This window comes from Streptomyces sindenensis (assembly GCF_014649035.1).
Taxonomy (GTDB): domain Bacteria; phylum Actinomycetota; class Actinomycetes; order Streptomycetales; family Streptomycetaceae; genus Streptomyces; species Streptomyces sindenensis.
In genome coordinates, this window is sequence record NZ_BMSG01000005.1 from 1 (window position 1) to 16,183 (window position 16,183).

Below are 16,183 nucleotides of genomic sequence, written 5' to 3' on the forward strand. Positions count from 1 at the left end.
AGCCGCTCAACGATCCTCGCCACAGGCCACAGCCTATCGGGCCAATTGAGATGACTTCTTAATCTCCTTGTCGGTTGATCAGATATGTCCGTCCGGCTTGTGATCACTGATGCGATGTGGGACCGAATCGAGCCGTTCATGCCTGCCGATCGGATGGCCGGCATCCGTGTTCCGCGAAGCGGGCCAGGAAGGCCGAGGGCCCGCCCCGACACCGTCCTGGGGGACCGCGCGTACTCATCCCGCGCGATCCGTGCGCACCTTCGGCGGCGCGGAATCCGCGCAGTGATCCCTCAGCCGTCCGACCAGATCGGCCACCGACTGCGGCGAGGCCGCGCCGGAGGTCGGCCGCCCGTCTTCGATGCTGAGGCATACAAGCAGCGCGGCTCAGTCGAACGCTCCATCAACCGGCTCAAGCAGTGGCGTGGCCTGGCCATGCGAACGACAAGCTCGCCATCGCCTACCAGGCCGCACTTCACCTCGCTGCCATCTCCATCTGGGCCCGACGGTGAAAGCCGTACTACCGCAGGTCCGTGCTTGGTTGGCGGCGCCAGTCCCAATCTGGGTAGCGGTCCAGAAGTGCAATGAACTCATCCGCAGGCAGGATTTCATGGTGGTTGGTGTCGATCAGACCTAGGAAACCAGCGAGAACGTGACGGAGGAATGCGCGGGCTGCGTCCATGGACTCGCACGAGACATAGACCCCGTACGGCTCACCGATCTGGGATCTCACTTGCTCCAGCTCGTCCGGCTCGTAGTCCGCCAGGATCCTGCCTGAGAGGTCGAGGTAGTACGAGTACCCGTGCCAGTGGAGCCGCTCGTCACCCGTCGCGTCCGGCGCCAGATCGAAGGAGCGGAATGACCGCTCAAGGAACGGGCGTCGCTCCACAGGGGCAAGAACGATCACAGACGGCCAGGACACAAGACTCCACCTCCGCAGCGACAGTATCCGAGCAGCTTTCTCAGGTCGCCTGACTTCTCCACCAGCCGGGGCCGCCTGACACCGGCTGGTGGACCAAGGAGACACGCTCTAGTCGGCCTGGGACCACGGGGCGGGGGCCGCCGTGGCCGACGGGCCCCCGTTCGGAGCGTCTGCGGTCACTGCGTTCCGCGGGTCCTGCGCAGGTAGTAGGCGCGGGTGACCACGGCGAGCAGCGGGCCCCACGCCAGGATCGGGAGATAGCAGACCCACAGCGCCCAGGCGCCCGGCCCGCTTGTGGGGAACGCCTCGCCGTTGTCGTTCAGCGGCGGGACGAAGTGGAAGAAGTAGTTGAGCGTGGCGTAGGCGGACAGCGCCGTGGCGAGGAAGGCGCCCACCGAGGCGGGGACCACGACGGCGCGGACCGACAGCGCGCGTCCGCCGACAAGCGGGACCCAATCGGGAAGGCGTTCACCCCACGGCTTGACCAGCCCTAGCGTGAGCAGAGCCAGGCATTCCGCGACCAGCGAAAGGAAGACGACGTACGGGCGCTCGCCCGGCAACCAGGTGTGGCCCGCGTACCAGTCGAACCATTCCGAGACGAGCGCGATGCGCCAGAGTCCGGACGGAAGTGCGCAGAGGGGGATGGCGTACGCCGACCACATGATGGCGCGTGACACCTGTGGCGTGCGCACTCCGGTGCCCGCGCCGGCGGTCGCACCGGCAAGGGTGGGAGTCTCGGTGGCGCTCATCGCGGCCTTCCTTTCACCGGGACCCGAGAACACTCGGGGACACCAGGGGATGCCCGGGGAAGCCCGGGAGTTGCTGCCGTTCCCATCCTCCGGCGCCCTCCCGCCGCCCGGCGTCCTCCCCCGGTGCCGACCGTCTCCCCCGTACGGCGGAGGCGGTCCCCGCCCTGGGCCGACCCGACCCGCACACATGGCCAGGAAAGGACCGACCGGCTCCGGCCGGCAGCTTTTCCGGGCCCGGCGATTCTGGGGCATGCTGTTTTCGAGGGCCGCGTTGACGAGTTCATCGCGATTCAGTCTCGGTCTCTACGGGGATGGGAAGTGTGGCGCGATCTCCGCGGTGTGATCGAGCCAGCCTTCACCTTCTTCGAGCGGTGTGCGGAGTACCCGTCGACCACGAGGTGGATTTCATGGTCGACGTGTCCGACGAGCCGCTCCAGGAATGGGCGGAATTGGCACGTCCCGGCGGAGTCGAAGGTTCCTGCGACGACCATGAAGTGCATCTGGTCCTTCGTGTTGATCGCCGACATCGCATTCACCGAGAACCGGTTGCCGGTACGCCGCGCTATCGGGGCGCGCCCCTTCTCGCCCCACCTGCGCCCGGATCGCCGGCCAGGTCCGCTCATGCCGACGGGTCGCCCCTCCGGCCCCTGTTCCACCGCCCGTCTGTCGGGTCGCAGGAAGGAAATCCCTTACCGCTTCGGGCAGTTGCCCACTCCGGTCCCGGTCAGCCGCAGCCGGTCGCGGCCACCACCCGCAGCCGCAGAACCTCCTGCGCCGCCGACGGATGGTGCCGCGGATCCCCCACCGGATCACCCACACCTTGCGTGCCAGATCGATACGCGAACTGTCACCCGCCCGCCGTGCGTGCCGCCTTCCTGATCGCCCCCGGGAGGGCATTTCCACCCCGGCGAAGACCTTCCGCGCGTCATCGCCGAGCTGATATGCCGCAAGCGCCGAACCTTCAACCGTTCCGCCCGGAAGTCTTCCCCTCCACCCCAAGGCCATTTCAGCCACCAACGGTGACATTCCATTTCAGCACCACGGCGAGCGTTCCCAAGACCCCCAGAACAAAGATCAGCACATAAGACGTCCATACTATTCGCCGTACGACAACCTCGCGGATTCCTGCTTGCCGAAGATATCCGAGCGCAGCGAGAATCAAGCATATTCCCATGGCCACGAACCACGGCTCATAAAAGAGTACGTTCCACAGATTCAGCGCGGTGACGTCGAGGGTGACCCAGTCGCTCGGATAGTCGACGTGGATCACCCCGCAGAGCTCCAGCAGCTGGGTGACGATCCCCACGATCCCGTGCGCCACCGCGAAGACTCCGCCCGCCAGTACCGGGACCACGCAGCCGGCCAGCATCAGCGGCCGGGGCAACTCCTGACCCGGCCGGACGGGGAAGCGCCGCGGGAGCGTGCGCACCCACGGCTCACTCAGAAACAGACAGGCCACGCCGCCGAGCAGAATCAGCAGCCCCGCAACGTAATTCGCCATGTACCAGACGTCGAGGCTCTCCTCGGTGAAGGTTCCCGGAACTCCGATCGTCCCGCCCGCGGCCTGGTAGAAACGCACCAGCACCGCATAGAAGACGGAAAGACCGAATCCCCATCGCCCGGCCACCCTTCCGGACTTGCCACCGATCATTTCCGCGCTCCTTCTCGATCCGCTTCCCGGCGGCTCCCGACCTGGCCTCCGCCGAACTCATCATCGCCCAGCGGAGACCGCCGAAGCACACCCCGCCCGTGCACCTCCCTCCATTTCGAAGAATTGAAATCAGGCTAGGGAAGTCCGTACGCGCGACGATACGTTCGACCGGCCATATGCTGCTCCGTTTCCGATCATTTCCGAGTGGCACCGACCATCAGCTGAGGAGGGCCTGTGAGCATCGCCATTTCTGCGCAGGGGCTGCGCAAACGCTACGGAGACCACGAGGCCCTCAAGGGCGTCGATCTCACAGTCGAGGAGGGCACCGTACTGGGCCTGCTCGGGCCCAACGGTGCCGGCAAGACGACGATCGTGCGCATCCTGGCCACGCTCATCGAGGCCGACGCCGGACAGGCCACCGTGGCCGGGTACGACATCGCTCGCCAGCCCCGCGAGGTGCGCCGCAGGATCGGCCTGACCGGCCAGTACGCCGCTCTCGACGAACGTCTGACGGGCCGCGAGAACCTGGTGCTGATCGGCCGGCTCTTCCACATCGGACGGTTCGCTGCCCGGACCCGGGCGCAGGAACTGCTGGAGCAGTTCGGCCTGACGGAAGCCGCAGGCCGCCGGGTCAGCACGTACTCCGGAGGCATGCGGCGCAGACTCGACCTCGCGGCCAGCCTCATCGCGTCCCCGCCGATCATCTTCCTGGACGAACCGACCACGGGGCTCGACCCCGCGAGCCGCAACGTGCTGTGGGAGATGGTCCGCGAGCAGGTCCGCAACGGTGTGACCGTGCTGCTGACCACCCAGTACCTGGAGGAGGCCGACCAGCTCGCCGACCGCATCATCGTCATCAACGACGGACTCACCGTCGGCGAGGGCACGCCCGACGAACTCAAGCGCACGGTCGGCGGCGAGCGCCTGGAGATCACCTTCACCGAGACGGAGACGGCAGAGGTCGCGGCGAAGGCGCTGAGCGCCGTCGGCTTCGCCCCCGCCATGGCGGACCAGGCAGTGCCCCGGCTCTCCGCGCCGCTGGAGACAGGCCTGGTCGGCATCGCCCTGGCATCCACCACCCTCGACCAACTCGGCCTGGCTGTCGCGGACTTCTCGGTGCGCAAGCCGTCGCTGGACGACGTGTTCCTCGAACTGACCGGCAAGCAGGGCATGCAGAGGGCAGAGGCCGAACACACGATGCAGGAAGACCCGGAGGCCGTGTCCCGATGAATGAGGCACTGAACGACTCAGTGGTGCTCATTGGGCGCCATATGCGCCACCTGACGCGCATCCCCGAGAAGTTGATCGGCGTGACCATCATGCCCATCGCCCTGGTTCTGGTGTTCGGCTACCTCTTCGGCAGTGCCATGTCGGTGCCGGGCGGCGGCAACTACCAGGAATACATCATGGCGGGCATCTTCGTGCAGATGATGCTGGCGGGCATCGGCACCACCGCGATCGGCGTGGCCGACGATCTCAACAACGGCCTGGTGGACCGTTTCCGCTCACTGCCGATGTCGCAGGTGGCCGTGCTGATCGGCCGCACCGCCTCCGACCTGGTCCTGACGCTCGTGTCCTGTATCGGGATCACCGCCGTGGGCTATCTGATCGGATGGCGCACCCACCAAGGGTTCGTGAAGACACTCGCCGGTTTCGGGCTGCTCCTCCTCCTCGGCTACGCCGTCTCCTGGCTCGGTGTGCTGATCGGTCTGGTCGTGCGCAACCCCGAGGCGGTCAACTCGATCTCCGTGTTCATCTCGATGCCGCTGTCGTTCCTCTCGGCGGCGTTCATCCCGCTCAACAACCTTCCCTCGTGGCTCCAGGTCATCGCTGAATGGAACCCCATGAGCGCCGTGGTGACCGCCGTGCGGTCCCTGTGGGGCAACCCGACCGCAGTGACCGCGGACAGCAGCTTCGCTCTCAGGCATCCGCTCCCCTTCGCGCTCATCGGGTCGATCCTGCTCCTCGCCGTCATGGTGCCGCTGGCGAGCCGCGCCTACCGCCGCGCGGTAGCCGCCTGACCTGACCGCGCGTCACCCCACGGCCGACCGTACGCAGAGAACGGAGTGTGACATGACCAATCGCTTCACGGTGCTCGGCATCGGCGGTTCGCCCCGGGCCGGGTCGACGTCCGAGCGAGCGCTGCGCATCAGCCTGGAAGCGGCCGAACGCCGGGGCGCCCGCACCGACCTGATCACGGGACCCGAACTCGACTTGCCGCTGTACGACCCACGAACCCCGGTACGCACGCCCCGGGCCCGGCACCTGGTCCAGCGGATCGCCAAGGCCGACGGAATCATCCTTGCGACGCCCGCCTATCACGGCACCGTGTCCGGGCTCGTGAAGAACGTCCTGGACTACGTGGAGGATCTGCGGGACGACCCGCGGCCGTACTTCACCGGGCGTGCCGTCGGCTGCCTCGCCGTCGGCCAGGGCTGGCAGGGCGCGGTCACAGCGCTGGCGGCGCTGCGTACGACCACGCACGCGCTGCGCGGCTGGCCGACCCCGCTCGGCGTGCCGGTCAATACCGAGACCGGAGTCTTCCGCGACACCGAGCGGTGCAGTGACCCGGGGACCGAGGTCCAGCTGGGGATCCTGGGCGACCAGGTCGTGGAGTTCGCCCAGATGTACAAGGCGCTGGAAGCGGCGCGACTCGTCGGCGCGGCAGCCGCCGGCTGACAACGCCTGGCCGGGACAGGACAGGCAGTGAAAACGAGAGTGGAGCAGTTGTGGGCAGACTAGGCCGTTGGTGCTTCCGACACCGGTGGATCGTCATCATGTTGTGGATCGTCGCCTTCGCGGGCGTCACCATGGCCAGTTCGGCTGCGGGCGGAGCCAAGTTCTCCAGTTCGTTCTCGCTTCCGGGCACCGAGTCGACCAAGGCGCTCGACCTCATGAAGGAGGCGTTCCCGAAGCAGTCGGGCGAGTCCGCCTCCATCGTGTGGAAAGCCTCGTCGTCCGTCCGCGACGCCGACGTCGAACGAACGATGTCCGACCTCCTCAAGAAGGCGGCGAAGCTTCCCAAGGTCGGGCAGGTCGCCAGTCCGTACACGCCGCACGGCGCGGCGCAGATCAGCGAGAACGGGAAGATCGCCTACGCGCAGATCACCTTCACCCAGTCCTTCGACAAGCTGGTGGTTGACGATGTCAAACCGCTCGTCGACGCCGCCAAGGCCGCCCGCGGCGACGGACTCCAGGTGGAGCTGGGTGGCAACGTGATCACGCTGGCCGACGCGGCCCCGGCCAACATCAGTGAGATCGTCGGCGTCATCGCGGCCGCGATCGTGCTCTATCTCGCGTTCGGCTCCTTCCTCGCCATGCTGCTCCCGATCGTCACGGCGATCTTCAGCGTCGGCCTCGGAATGAACGGCATCGCCCTGTTCACGCACACAGCCGATGTACCGTCGTTCGCTTCGATGCTCGGCATGCTCATCGGCCTGGGCGTCGGCATCGACTACGCCCTCTTCATCGTCACCCGTTACCGCACGGGCATCCGCGACGGGCTGACCCCGGAGGAGGCGACGGTCCAGGCGATCAACACCTCCGGCCGTGCCGTTCTGTTCGCGGGCGGCACCGTGTGCATCGCGCTGCTCGGCATGCTCGTTCTCAATCTGAGCTTCCTCAACGGTGTGGCCGTCGCGGCGTCCATCGTCGTCCTGTCCACGATGGCGGCGGCGGTAACCCTGCTGCCCGCGATGCTGGGCCTGATGAAGGCCAAGGTGTTCAACCGCCGTCAGCGGCGTCGACTGGAGCAGCCCCGGCAGGACGAGGAGAAGACCACCCTCGCCGCGCGCTGGTCGGCACTGGTGGAGCGCCGGCCCAAGGCCCTGGCCGCCATCGCTCTCATCGTCATGGTCGCCTTCGCCATCCCGACGATGTCGCTGCGGCTCGGATTCTCCGACCAGGGCAACAGCCCGAGTGCCACCACCGTACGCAAGGCCTACGACACGCTGGCCGAGGGCTTCGGCCCGGGTTCCAACGGCCCATTGCAGCTCGTCGCCGTGCCCGGGAAGTCGGCCGACGACAGCGCGCTCACCTCCTTGGTCGCCAAGGTGCGCGATACCGAGGGTGTCGCCCAGGCCGTGGCACTGCCGCCGACCCCCGAGGCCAAGGTACGCATCGTGCAGGTCATACCGACGACCTCTCCACAGTCGGAGGAGACCTCGGAACTGATCACCACGCTACGCGAGGACGTCATCCCCGGAGCTGTCGAGGGCAGTTCGCTGGAGGTGTACGTCGGCGGCGGCACGGCGATCGCCGACGACTTCGCCGAAGTACTCTCGGCCAAGCTGCCGCTGTTCATCACCGTGGTCGTCGCGCTCGGCTTTCTTCTTCTGCTGCTGGCCTTCCGCAGCTTCGTCGTCCCCGCCACCGCCGCCGCGATGAACCTGATCGCCGTCGCCTCGTCCTTCGGTGTCCTCGTCCTGATCTTCCAGTGGGGCGTGGGATCGGACCTGCTGGGCGTGGGCAAGGGACCGATCGAGGCGTTCCTCCCGGTCGTCATGCTGTCGATGCTGTTCGGCCTCTCCATGGACTACCAGGTCTTCCTGGTCAGCCGCATGCACGAGGAGTGGGTCAAGGGCGCGGACAACACCCGCGCGGTCCGCACCGGCCTGGCCGAGACGAGCCGCGTCATCAACGCCGCCGCCATCATCATGATCGCGGTGTTCGGGGCGTTCATCCTGGCCGGCGAGCGCACCATCGCCATGTTCGGCATCGGCCTGGCGGCCGCGGTCGCGATCGACGCGTTCGTGCTGCGCACCATGCTGGTACCCGCTCTGATGCACCTCTTCGGCGCATCCAACTGGTGGCTGCCGTCCTGGCTGGACCGGATCCTGCCGCGTCTGACCGTGGAAGGGCCGTCACCGTCCGAGCCCGCGCGGATCAGCCCGGACGAGGACCGCCTGGTGCTCAGCGGCAAGAACTGAACGATCTCGGTTCCTTCGGGGGCGGGGGGGCGGTCGCAGCTGCGACCGCCCCGTTGTCTTCTTCGCGGTCCTGCAAGAGGGCCGCTGGCCTCCGGGCCCGGCATGACTGTTGCCCCCTGTCGAACGGATGACCTGGGGGGTGGTGTCACCGGGACCGAGGGGTGCCGTCGGAGACGCTGATCAGAGGCCCGACCACCGCCCGGCCGGGCGCAATGCCCGGTCAACTGCGGGCGGCAGGTCTGCATAACGTGGATGCGCGCGAACGGACCCACCGCCGAGGCCGGCACCGGCCCGGGTCCCGGGTCCGGGTCCGAGGCCGGGTCCGGGTCCGGGGATGCCGGAGCGGCTGGGAGCGTCCCCTACATGGTTCCGTTCGTCGCCGCGGGCGGTCTGCTCATCGCCCTGTCGTTCGCCATCGGCGGCTACGAGACAGCGAGCGCCAGGTCGTCCCCAGCGATGGACCTATGACCAGGACGGGGCGTCCTCGGGACCGTCGACGCAGTACTTGAGGGTGTTCCTTGGTGTGTCGCTCACCCGCTCGCCCCTCTCATCCGGCTCCCGCCTCCCCCGACTCAGGTGGCCGGCGTCGCGGGGCCCTGGCCGCCCCGGGTGGGGAGCGGGGTGCGGACGGGAACGCCGCGGTGGGTCATACGACGGTGAGCACGTCGGCGACCGGTCTGCGCGGGGTGGCCGCCGCCGGGGGACCGTAACCGAGGCGGAAGACCATGTGGACGAAGCCCATCCCGGACGCGGGGTCGCGTGCCATCGACCTCAGCTCCGGCCATTCCAGCGGCTGGGACATCAGGGAGGTCGCGAGCCCGTCCTCCGTCGCCACCAGCAGGACCCGCTCCATGGCCTGCCCCGCGCGCAGCCAGTCGGCGGGGCGGTCCGATTCCGTACCGAGCACCGCCAGCTGGGGGTGCTCCTCGAACGTTGCCGTGGGACGGCGCCGGGAGTCCTGGGACAGCCCGAAGTCGCGGACGGGCACCTTCACGTCGTGCTGACGGGGGCCGAAGGCGTAGGCCGGTACGCCCTCGGCCACCGAGCCCTCGCCCGCCCGGCCCATGCGCGTCCAGGCGGCGATCTCCGCCTGCATGAGGTCGCTGGCGGACTCGTGGAGCTCGGCGTCGTGCACGAGGTCGACGAGGTCTTCGGCGTGCCAGCCGCTCGGAACGGCGAGCCTGGCCCCTTCCAGGAGCGCGGCGGCACACAGCTCGTCGAAGATCTCCGGCGGGATCCGCTCGTCGGAGAACGGGAGGCGGCTGGTGTGCCGGGCCCGCACCGCGGGCCCCAGCTCCGCCAGCGCCCGGTCCGGAAAGTCGCCCGCCGGCTCGCGCAACGCGACATCGGCCAGCCGCCAGGGGTCGTTCCGGTCCGGGAGCGTCTCGGTGACCGCCTCCCAGCCGGCCTCCGCGGCGGCCACCCGGAGGTTGAACAGCGCGGCTCCGCATCCGAGATGCATGCCCCGGCCATCGGGGTCTCCGGCCGGCAGGGCTCGGTCCGGATCGCCGTACAGCGAGAGGACGCCGGTCTCCGTGTGATGGACGAACCTCCACGGCTGGGCGTTGTGCATGGACGGCGCGGCGACGGCCGCCGCGACCAGCGCGGGAACGACTTCGGTGACTCGGTCTCTCATGGCTGACCCCTCTGGCTCACAACGCCGTCGCCCGTCCCCGGCGCATCCGGCCCGCCCGGCCGTGCCGGTGTCCGGACCGCCTGCTTCCAACCTAACCCCGCAGGCGCGCCGCTTCATGCCCAACCCGAGAAGGGCCGGCACCGGGGGTCTCCCGGTGCCGGCCGCCCTTGGGCCGGGTGCCGTCAGACGCGGTCGGCCGCGATGAGGACGTACTGGAAGGACCCGTCCCGGTAGGAGTTGATGAACGCGTCCTCGATCCCGGTGACCAGCGAGGATGTGGCCCGCAGCTCCCAGTAGGGCAGGGTGTCGGGCGTGAGGTCGATGACGGCCTGCGGCACGAGGCGGTTGTCGGCCATGGCGCGCAGGTACTCCCGGCGCGAGTGGATGTTGCATTCGAAGTGCGCGTTGATCTGCGAGACCCACTTCGACGGCTGACCGTAGCGCGGGTTCCAGCAGCCGGTGATGGTCACGTAGCGGCCGCCGACCTCCAGGACCCGGGAGTGCTCGGCGAAGAGATCGTCCAGGTCCACGTACATGCTCGACTCGTTGTTCCACGAGGCCGCGGCGGAACCGGTCGCGAAGGGCATGGAGAGCATGTTGCAGACCGTGGCGCGGACATGGCCGTCGATGCCCAGCTCCGCGGCGCGCCCGTTGGCGAAGTCGGCCTGCTTGGCCGACAGGGTCACGCCTTCCACCGAGCACCCGAAGCGCTGGTGCGCCATCACCATGGAGCCGCCGCGGCCGCAGCCCGCGTCCACCAGGGTGTCCTCTCGCCCGATGCCGCCGAGGTGTTCGAGGAGGACGTCCGCCTGCGCGGACTCCAGGCGGTGGAGCTCGGCGATCAGCCGGTCCTCGTACCCCCTGTCCTCGGTGTCGCCGAGCGCGGCGGTGTCGACCTCGCCGACACCGTAGTGGTGGTGGTAGAGGCCGTCGACGTCGCCGAGGCGCAGATTCACGGGCCGGGCCTCACCGTCCCAGTAGCGGGCGATGTCTCCCTGGTAGGGGGTCGCCGGGCCGGGGATGTGCAGTGCGGCGGGGGCGGTGGCGGTCAGTTCGGCGCTGGTCACAGATGGTTTCCTTCTCTTTTACCAGAAATCGGGCAGGCTGTAGCGATAGGTGTTCGACTGATGCCAGTGGTGGTTGCCGTCGACCCAGGCGGCGACGCCTCGCAGGAAGCGGTGCACGCTCGGGAGAGGGCAGGCGGCGGCCAGTGCGGCGGCCTCGGTCTCGAAGTCGCGCATCAGCTCGTTGTGGATCTCGACCGACTTGAGATAGGCGTCCTTGTCCGACAGACCCTCGCGTTCGGCGATCACGACGGGCAGGTTCAGGTGCCGGCCCGGAGCGTCGAGTTCCTTGGTGTACGAGTAGAGGTCGTTCACGATCGTCGTCGCGTTGGAGGCCAGCGCGATGACTTTCTGCATGTCGGCGCGGGCGTGCAGATCCGCGGGGAGTTCGTAGCCGCCGACGGTGTCGGTGATGGTGGGGCAGGGCCGGAAGTTGTTGAACTGGCGCATCGCCAGGTACTCCCAGACCTCCGGGACCTGGTCCTGCTGGGCCCAGGCCGCTTCGGCGAGATACCCCAGGTGCAGCCGCGCCATGTCATGGCGGAGCCGGTCCGCCTGGGAGGGCGCCGCCGCGCGGACGAAGTAGTCCATGGCGGAGCGGTAGGCACGCCGGGGAGCGTCCGCGTGGAGCGAGGCCGCCCAGTCCGGCTGGTACTCGCGCGCGGTGTACAGGGGGTCCAGCGCGGTGTGCGCGAGCAGCAGCCGCTCGCCGAGGCCGATGGGCGACCCCCCGTGGTCCTCGCAGTAGCAGTCGTCCACGGCGTTCTCGGCGACCATCAGGCGGGTGGCGAGCATCAGGTGGTCGACGGTGGGCGCGTCCGGGTGGCAGCCGACCATGTACCGGCCCACGGAGAAGCCGTCGAACTGCTCCTCCCACTCCTCGGGGTACAGGGAGACCTCGTCCAGGGCCCAGGCTTTGATGCGGCGGCTGACCTCGTCGACCCGCCCCGGGTCGGGCTCGGGAATCGGGTGGTGGTAGAGACCCGGAACCGGCCGGCCACGCTCCGTGGCCGCCGGCGCGCGGGGCTCCTCGCGCGGCGTCAGCCGCAGGCCCGCCGTGCCCAGACCGTGGGGGCCGCTCAGCAGCCGTTCCAGGCCGTCTGCCGAACCCGTCCGCGCGGCCTCCGTCCCACCGGCCGACGGCGGGACGACCGGCGGGGGGCCCAGGGGGAGGCCGACGGACGGGACCGCCCCCGTGGGCACTGCGGACGATGCGCCGACGGCGGCACCGAGGTCATGGACGCGAGCCGCGGCCGCCTCGCCTGCGGTCGTCCCGAGGCGGGAGACGGCCTCCGGCAGGCTCGACCGCACAGGCGGCAGCTCGGGCACGGGCATGCGTGGCTCCTTGATGAGGTGGGCTGTTCTTCGACGACGTCCGGGCACGCGGTCCGCTTCCGGGCCGCCGCGCCGAGCCCGCTACCGGGGCCAGTTGGCGATCTGTACGTTCTCCAGTACGCCGACGGCGTCGGGCACCAGGATGGCGGCGGAGTAGTAGGTGCTGACGAGGTAGGAAATGATCGCCTTCTCGTCGATACCCATGAAGCGCACCGAGAGGCCCGGTTCGTACTCGTCCGGGAGCCCGGTCTGCCGGAGACCGATGACGCCCTGGTTCTCTTCGCCGGTACGCATGGCGAGGATCGAACTGGTCTTCTCCGGGGTGATGGGGATCTTGCCGCAGGGCAGGATCGGGACGCCTCGCCAGGCGGGCACCTGCTGGCCGCCGAGGTCGGTGTGGTCCGGGTAGAGGCCGCGCGCGTTGAACTCGCGCCCCATCGCCGCGATCGTCCGGGGGTGCGCCAGGAAGAACTTGGTGCCGCGGCGGCGGCAGAGCAGCTCGTCCAGGTCGTCCGGGGTCGGCGGGCCGGAGTGCGGCTGGATGCGCTGCTTGAAGTCGGCCTTGTGGAGCAGACCGAACTCCCGGTTGTTGATCAGCTCGTGCTCCTGGCGTTCCCGCAGTGCCTCGATGGTGAGCCTGAGCTGTTCCTCGGTCTGGTTCATCGGACCGTTGTAGAGGTCGGCGACCCTGGTGTGGACCCGCAGAATGGTCTGGGCCACCGAGAGTTCGTACTCGCGCGGGCGCAGCTCGTAGTCGGCGAAGGCGCCGGGCAGTTCGTGCTCGCCGACGTGGCCGGCCGACATGGCGATCTCCGCCTCGCCGCGGTGGTTCTGCCGCTGCCGGGAGCGTGCGGTGAACTCGGCGAGGTGGGCCCGGAGCTCCGCCGAGTTCGACACGATGGCCGCGAAGTCCGCGCGGGACAGCGTGAGCAGCGTGCCCGCGGTCTCGGCGGTGGCGGTGTGCGCCCACCGGGCGTCGTCATCCAGCAGGACGTGCTCGCCGAAGTGGTCCCCGTCCGCCAGGACGTCCAGGGTGACCTCGTCGCCGTAACTGCCGACGGAGGTCTGGCCGATCCGGCCGTGTGCGATCAGGTGGAGCTGGTCCGCGGTCGCGCCCCGCTCGACCAGGGTCTCCCCGGCCCGGAAGTCACGCTGGACACACCGGTCGGCGATGGCGGTCAGGACCTCGACGTCGTCGAAGTCCCGCAGCGGGGCGAGTTCGCCCAGCTCCTGGGGGATGACCCGGACCGTGGCCCCGTCCTGGACGAAATCCACCCGTCCGTCACCCACCGTGAAGGACAGCCGCCGGTTGACCCGGTAGGCACCGCCCTTGGTCTCGACCCACGGGAGCATCCGCAGCAGCCAGCGGGAGGTGATCTCCTGCATCTGCGGGGCGGACTTCGTCGTGCTGGCGAGGTTGCGGGCCGCGGCCGTCCCCAGGCTGGACTGCCGGGGCACGTCCTGCCTGGTTTCCGGGCTCGATTCAACAGTCATCGGGCAGGCTCTCCTTGGTCGGGCGGGACGCGCGCAAGCGGACGCGAACGGTCGTCAGGGCGTAAAGGAGGAGGAAAGGCTCGAAAGAGAGAGGAACCCCTCCAGATCCAGGGGAACACTAGGGGCCCCCTCGCCATATGGACCAAGGAAATCCGCCGACATTAGCTCGATACGATGATCACGACCTAGGGGTGTTTGGCCGCGTCAGACGGATTTCAGCCGTGCTTGCGAGGGGCCGTCCGGCAGTTTTCCCGGACTGGTGGAGCCCACCACGGCCCCTGCCCGACGAAATCCGGCCTGCCCGGTCGGGCGGGCGGTGGCAATGCCGCGCGGGACACGGTATGGCGACCGCGGCGAGGTGCCACGCACACGCGCGTCGGCCCCGGCGGTGGGATCACCGCCGGGGCCGACGCGCTCAGGAAACGTGGGCCGGAGCGCTCCGCTCACCGGCCCGGGGTCACGAGGGGGCCCCACGGCTTCACGGCCGGGGCGGCGCCTCACGGACTCAGGTCAGGGGGTCGCCGCGGATACGACGTACACGACGGGGCTGGCCGGATCGGTCATGTTGACCGTGATGTTCTGGGTGGGGCGCGGCTTCTTGTTGCTGTGCGTGGTGCCGGCCCAGTGCTCGCCCGGGCCGAAGGACCAGCCGGTGATCTTGATGTCCCGGGGGCTGATGGTGATCCTGTCCGGTTCCAGCGCCGCACGTCCGGTGCCCGTCTGGCTCAGGAAGCGGTCGAGGCCGGCGGAGGTGGTCCGGAACTTCGCGTACAGCCGGCTGGCTTTCCAGTTGTTCGTCTCGTAGTACTGGACGCCCTGGCCGTTGCCGGGGATCGGGACCTCGAAGATCCGGCGCTGCATCTTGGAGGGCCAGCCCTCGCGCAGTCCCACGGCGGCCGCCTCGGCCTCCTTGTCCTGGCCCGAGCGGCGGCTCTGGCCTGCCGAGATCAGCAGGTAGCCGGCCGGGATGCCGATCAGCAGCACGATGATCGTGGCGGTGATGAAGCGCCGCTTGAACACGTGCCGGCGGTCCTCCGGCGGTTCGCCGTCGCCCGGCGACTCCGACTGGTGCGGCACCACGGGGTGCTCGGCTTCGATCATGATCAGGTGGTCCCTAGGTGCTGCGGCGACGTGACGAGGCGTACGGAGGGGTGGACGCCGAAGAGGGCGGTCGCGGTTCAGTCGACGGTGCGGGTGGACCGCGTGTTGCGGATGGTGCTCGCCGCCTGGTCGTAGATCTGGGCGTACCGCTCGTACCGCTCGACGCGCCGCCGGTTGGTCCGGCGGAAGCGGCGGGCGACCAGCCGCGCCAGGTCCGCGGCGCCGACCATACCCGCCTCGGGGCCCAGCTGCGCCTTGGCGATCCTCGCCTCGGGGCGGTAGCCGCGGCCGGTGAGGTGGCGCTTGAAGGCGTCCCGGGCGGGGGTGATCAGGAGGTCGTCGGCGGCGCTGACGCCGCCCCCGATGACGAAGCAGGAGGGGTCGAGCGCGGCGGCCAGATTGGCGATGCCGATGCCGAGCCACTGGCCGATGTCCTGGAGGAGTTCGATGCACATCGCATCGCCCTCGCGGGCCAGTTCGGTGATGAGCGGCCCGGTGATGTCGGAGACGTTCCCCTTCACCCGGTCCAGCAGATAGTGGGCGACCGGGGAGTCGGCGGCGGCCAGCTCCCTGGCCTCGCGGACGAGGGCGTTGCCGGAGCTGTACTGCTCCCAGCAGCCCCGGTTGCCGCAGGGGCAGCGGTGGCCCGAGGGCACGACCTGCATGTGGCCGAACTCACCGGCGACCCCGTACTTGCCGCGCTTGACCTGGCCGTCCTCCAGGATCGCGCCGCCGATGCCCGTACCGAGGGTGATCATGACGAGGTGGTCCTCGCCGCGGCCCGCGCCGAAGCGCCATTCCGCCCAGGCGGCGGTGTTGGCGTCGTTGTCGACCATGACGGGGACGACGAGGCGGGAGGCGATGGCGTCGCGCAGGGGTTCGTCGCGCCAGGCGAGGTGCGGGGCGAAGAGGACCTTGGAGCGGTCGGCGTCGACCCAGCCCGCCGCGCCGATGCCCACCGCGTGGACGTCGTGCCGGTCGGAGAGGTCCAGGACCAGCTCGACGATGGTGTCCTCGACGACCTTGGGGCTCTTGGACTTGTCGGGCGTCTCGGTGCGGACCTTCTCCAGGATGTTGCCGTCGGCGTCGACGACGCCCGCCATCACCTTCGTACCGCCGATGTCGATCCCGACCGTGGGGACGCGGGGCGCGGACAGGTGCGAGCGGCGTTCCTTGGTGCCGACCGTCTTGAGGACGGTGGCGCGGGCGGAGCCGCGGTGGGCGAAGTCGCGGTACGTGCTCATCGTCCCTGCGGGGTCTGGGGGGGCCGGGCCGCTGTCGCGACCGGCGGCGGACGGCGCCCGCC

Annotated in this window: 14 protein-coding genes and 1 pseudogene; 5 read left to right on the top strand and 10 right to left on the bottom strand. The window is 69.3% G+C overall.

Features of this window, described 5'->3' with window-relative positions:
- Window positions 1–153: 153 nt before the first annotated feature.
- Window positions 154–509, top strand: a pseudogene (locus tag IE145_RS08275) (transposase); the annotation flags it as partial.
- An 8-nt stretch (window positions 510–517) separates the two neighbouring features.
- Here IE145_RS08275 and IE145_RS08280 read toward each other — a convergent pair.
- From IE145_RS08280 to IE145_RS08295, 4 genes are all read right to left on the bottom strand, one after another.
- Window positions 518–904 carry a hypothetical protein gene (locus IE145_RS08280; protein ID WP_229825421.1) on the bottom strand — a complete coding sequence of 129 codons (387 nt, stop codon included), beginning with the start codon at window positions 902–904 and terminating at the stop codon, window positions 518–520.
- Between the two features lie 191 nt (window positions 905–1,095).
- The gene (locus IE145_RS08285; protein WP_229825422.1) at window positions 1,096–1,668 is read right to left on the bottom strand and encodes a hypothetical protein; all 573 of its coding nucleotides are present in this window, start codon (window positions 1,666–1,668) and stop codon (window positions 1,096–1,098) included.
- A gap of 290 nt (window positions 1,669–1,958) precedes the next feature.
- Window positions 1,959–2,291 carry a transposase gene (locus IE145_RS08290; protein WP_189520247.1) on the bottom strand — a complete coding sequence of 111 codons (333 nt, stop codon included), beginning with the start codon at window positions 2,289–2,291 and terminating at the stop codon, window positions 1,959–1,961.
- 383 nt (window positions 2,292–2,674) lie between these two features.
- Window positions 2,675–3,319, bottom strand: coding sequence for a hypothetical protein (locus tag IE145_RS08295; RefSeq protein WP_189520248.1), 645 nt, complete (start codon window positions 3,317–3,319; stop codon window positions 2,675–2,677).
- A gap of 234 nt (window positions 3,320–3,553) precedes the next feature.
- Between IE145_RS08295 and IE145_RS08300 the strand changes: the two genes are divergently transcribed.
- From IE145_RS08300 to IE145_RS08315, 4 genes are all read left to right on the top strand, one after another.
- The gene (locus tag IE145_RS08300) at window positions 3,554–4,549 is read left to right on the top strand and encodes an ATP-binding cassette domain-containing protein (RefSeq protein ID WP_189520249.1); all 996 of its coding nucleotides are present in this window, start codon (window positions 3,554–3,556) and stop codon (window positions 4,547–4,549) included.
- Entirely contained in the window at window positions 4,546–5,340 is a 795-nt protein-coding gene (locus IE145_RS08305) for an ABC transporter permease (protein WP_189520250.1), read from the top strand. Before IE145_RS08300 ends, IE145_RS08305 begins: the two co-directional genes overlap by 4 nt.
- 52 nt (window positions 5,341–5,392) lie before the next feature.
- On the top strand, window positions 5,393–5,998 hold the full coding sequence (locus IE145_RS08310) for an NADPH-dependent FMN reductase (protein ID WP_189520251.1): 606 nt from the start codon (window positions 5,393–5,395) through the stop codon (window positions 5,996–5,998).
- A gap of 98 nt (window positions 5,999–6,096) precedes the next feature.
- Window positions 6,097–8,247, top strand: coding sequence for an MMPL family transporter (locus tag IE145_RS08315; RefSeq protein ID WP_229825425.1), 2,151 nt, complete (start codon window positions 6,097–6,099; stop codon window positions 8,245–8,247).
- 646 nt (window positions 8,248–8,893) lie between these two features.
- On the opposite strand, the gene IE145_RS08320 is transcribed toward IE145_RS08315, so the two are convergent.
- The 6 genes from IE145_RS08320 to IE145_RS08345 form a co-directional block, all read right to left on the bottom strand.
- Window positions 8,894–9,883: an Acg family FMN-binding oxidoreductase gene (locus tag IE145_RS08320; protein ID WP_189520253.1), complete on the bottom strand. Its 990-nt coding sequence runs from the start codon at window positions 9,881–9,883 to the stop codon at window positions 8,894–8,896.
- A 182-nt stretch (window positions 9,884–10,065) separates the two neighbouring features.
- Complete coding sequence (locus IE145_RS08325) at window positions 10,066–10,950, bottom strand: geranyl diphosphate 2-C-methyltransferase (protein ID WP_189520254.1); 885 nt, start codon at window positions 10,948–10,950, stop codon at window positions 10,066–10,068.
- Window positions 10,951–10,968: 18 nt separating this feature from the next.
- The gene (locus IE145_RS08330) at window positions 10,969–12,282 is read right to left on the bottom strand and encodes a family 2 encapsulin nanocompartment cargo protein terpene cyclase (RefSeq protein ID WP_229825428.1); all 1,314 of its coding nucleotides are present in this window, start codon (window positions 12,280–12,282) and stop codon (window positions 10,969–10,971) included.
- A gap of 81 nt (window positions 12,283–12,363) precedes the next feature.
- The gene (locus IE145_RS08335) at window positions 12,364–13,776 is read right to left on the bottom strand and encodes a family 2B encapsulin nanocompartment shell protein (RefSeq protein ID WP_189520255.1); all 1,413 of its coding nucleotides are present in this window, start codon (window positions 13,774–13,776) and stop codon (window positions 12,364–12,366) included.
- A gap of 510 nt (window positions 13,777–14,286) precedes the next feature.
- Window positions 14,287–14,877, bottom strand: a complete 591-nt coding sequence (locus IE145_RS08340; protein WP_189520256.1) for a hypothetical protein — start codon at window positions 14,875–14,877, stop codon at window positions 14,287–14,289.
- A gap of 77 nt (window positions 14,878–14,954) precedes the next feature.
- Window positions 14,955–16,121 (bottom strand): ROK family glucokinase, encoded by a 1,167-nt coding sequence (locus IE145_RS08345; RefSeq protein WP_189520257.1) that lies wholly within the window; start codon window positions 16,119–16,121, stop codon window positions 14,955–14,957.
- Between the last annotated feature and the right edge of the window lie 62 nt (window positions 16,122–16,183).

What these genes read in the sequence shown, in the direction of transcription:
- IE145_RS08310 (WP_189520251.1), top strand. Translation starts at nt 5,393, where the DNA reads ATGACCAATCGCTTCACGGTGCTCGGCATCGGCGGTTCGCCCCGGGCC.
- IE145_RS08320 (WP_189520253.1), bottom strand. Translation starts at nt 9,883, where the DNA reads ATGAGAGACCGAGTCACCGAAGTCGTTCCCGCGCTGGTCGCGGCGGCC.
- IE145_RS08290 (WP_189520247.1), bottom strand. Translation starts at nt 2,291, where the DNA reads ATGAGCGGACCTGGCCGGCGATCCGGGCGCAGGTGGGGCGAGAAGGGG.
- IE145_RS08335 (WP_189520255.1), bottom strand. Translation starts at nt 13,776, where the DNA reads ATGACTGTTGAATCGAGCCCGGAAACCAGGCAGGACGTGCCCCGGCAG.
- IE145_RS08305 (WP_189520250.1), top strand. Translation starts at nt 4,546, where the DNA reads ATGAATGAGGCACTGAACGACTCAGTGGTGCTCATTGGGCGCCATATG.
- IE145_RS08285 (WP_229825422.1), bottom strand. Translation starts at nt 1,668, where the DNA reads ATGAGCGCCACCGAGACTCCCACCCTTGCCGGTGCGACCGCCGGCGCG.
- IE145_RS08345 (WP_189520257.1), bottom strand. Translation starts at nt 16,121, where the DNA reads ATGAGCACGTACCGCGACTTCGCCCACCGCGGCTCCGCCCGCGCCACC.
- IE145_RS08340 (WP_189520256.1), bottom strand. Translation starts at nt 14,877, where the DNA reads ATGATCGAAGCCGAGCACCCCGTGGTGCCGCACCAGTCGGAGTCGCCG.
- IE145_RS08330 (WP_229825428.1), bottom strand. Translation starts at nt 12,282, where the DNA reads ATGCCCGTGCCCGAGCTGCCGCCTGTGCGGTCGAGCCTGCCGGAGGCC.
- IE145_RS08315 (WP_229825425.1), top strand. Translation starts at nt 6,097, where the DNA reads ATGTTGTGGATCGTCGCCTTCGCGGGCGTCACCATGGCCAGTTCGGCT.
- IE145_RS08295 (WP_189520248.1), bottom strand. Translation starts at nt 3,319, where the DNA reads ATGATCGGTGGCAAGTCCGGAAGGGTGGCCGGGCGATGGGGATTCGGT.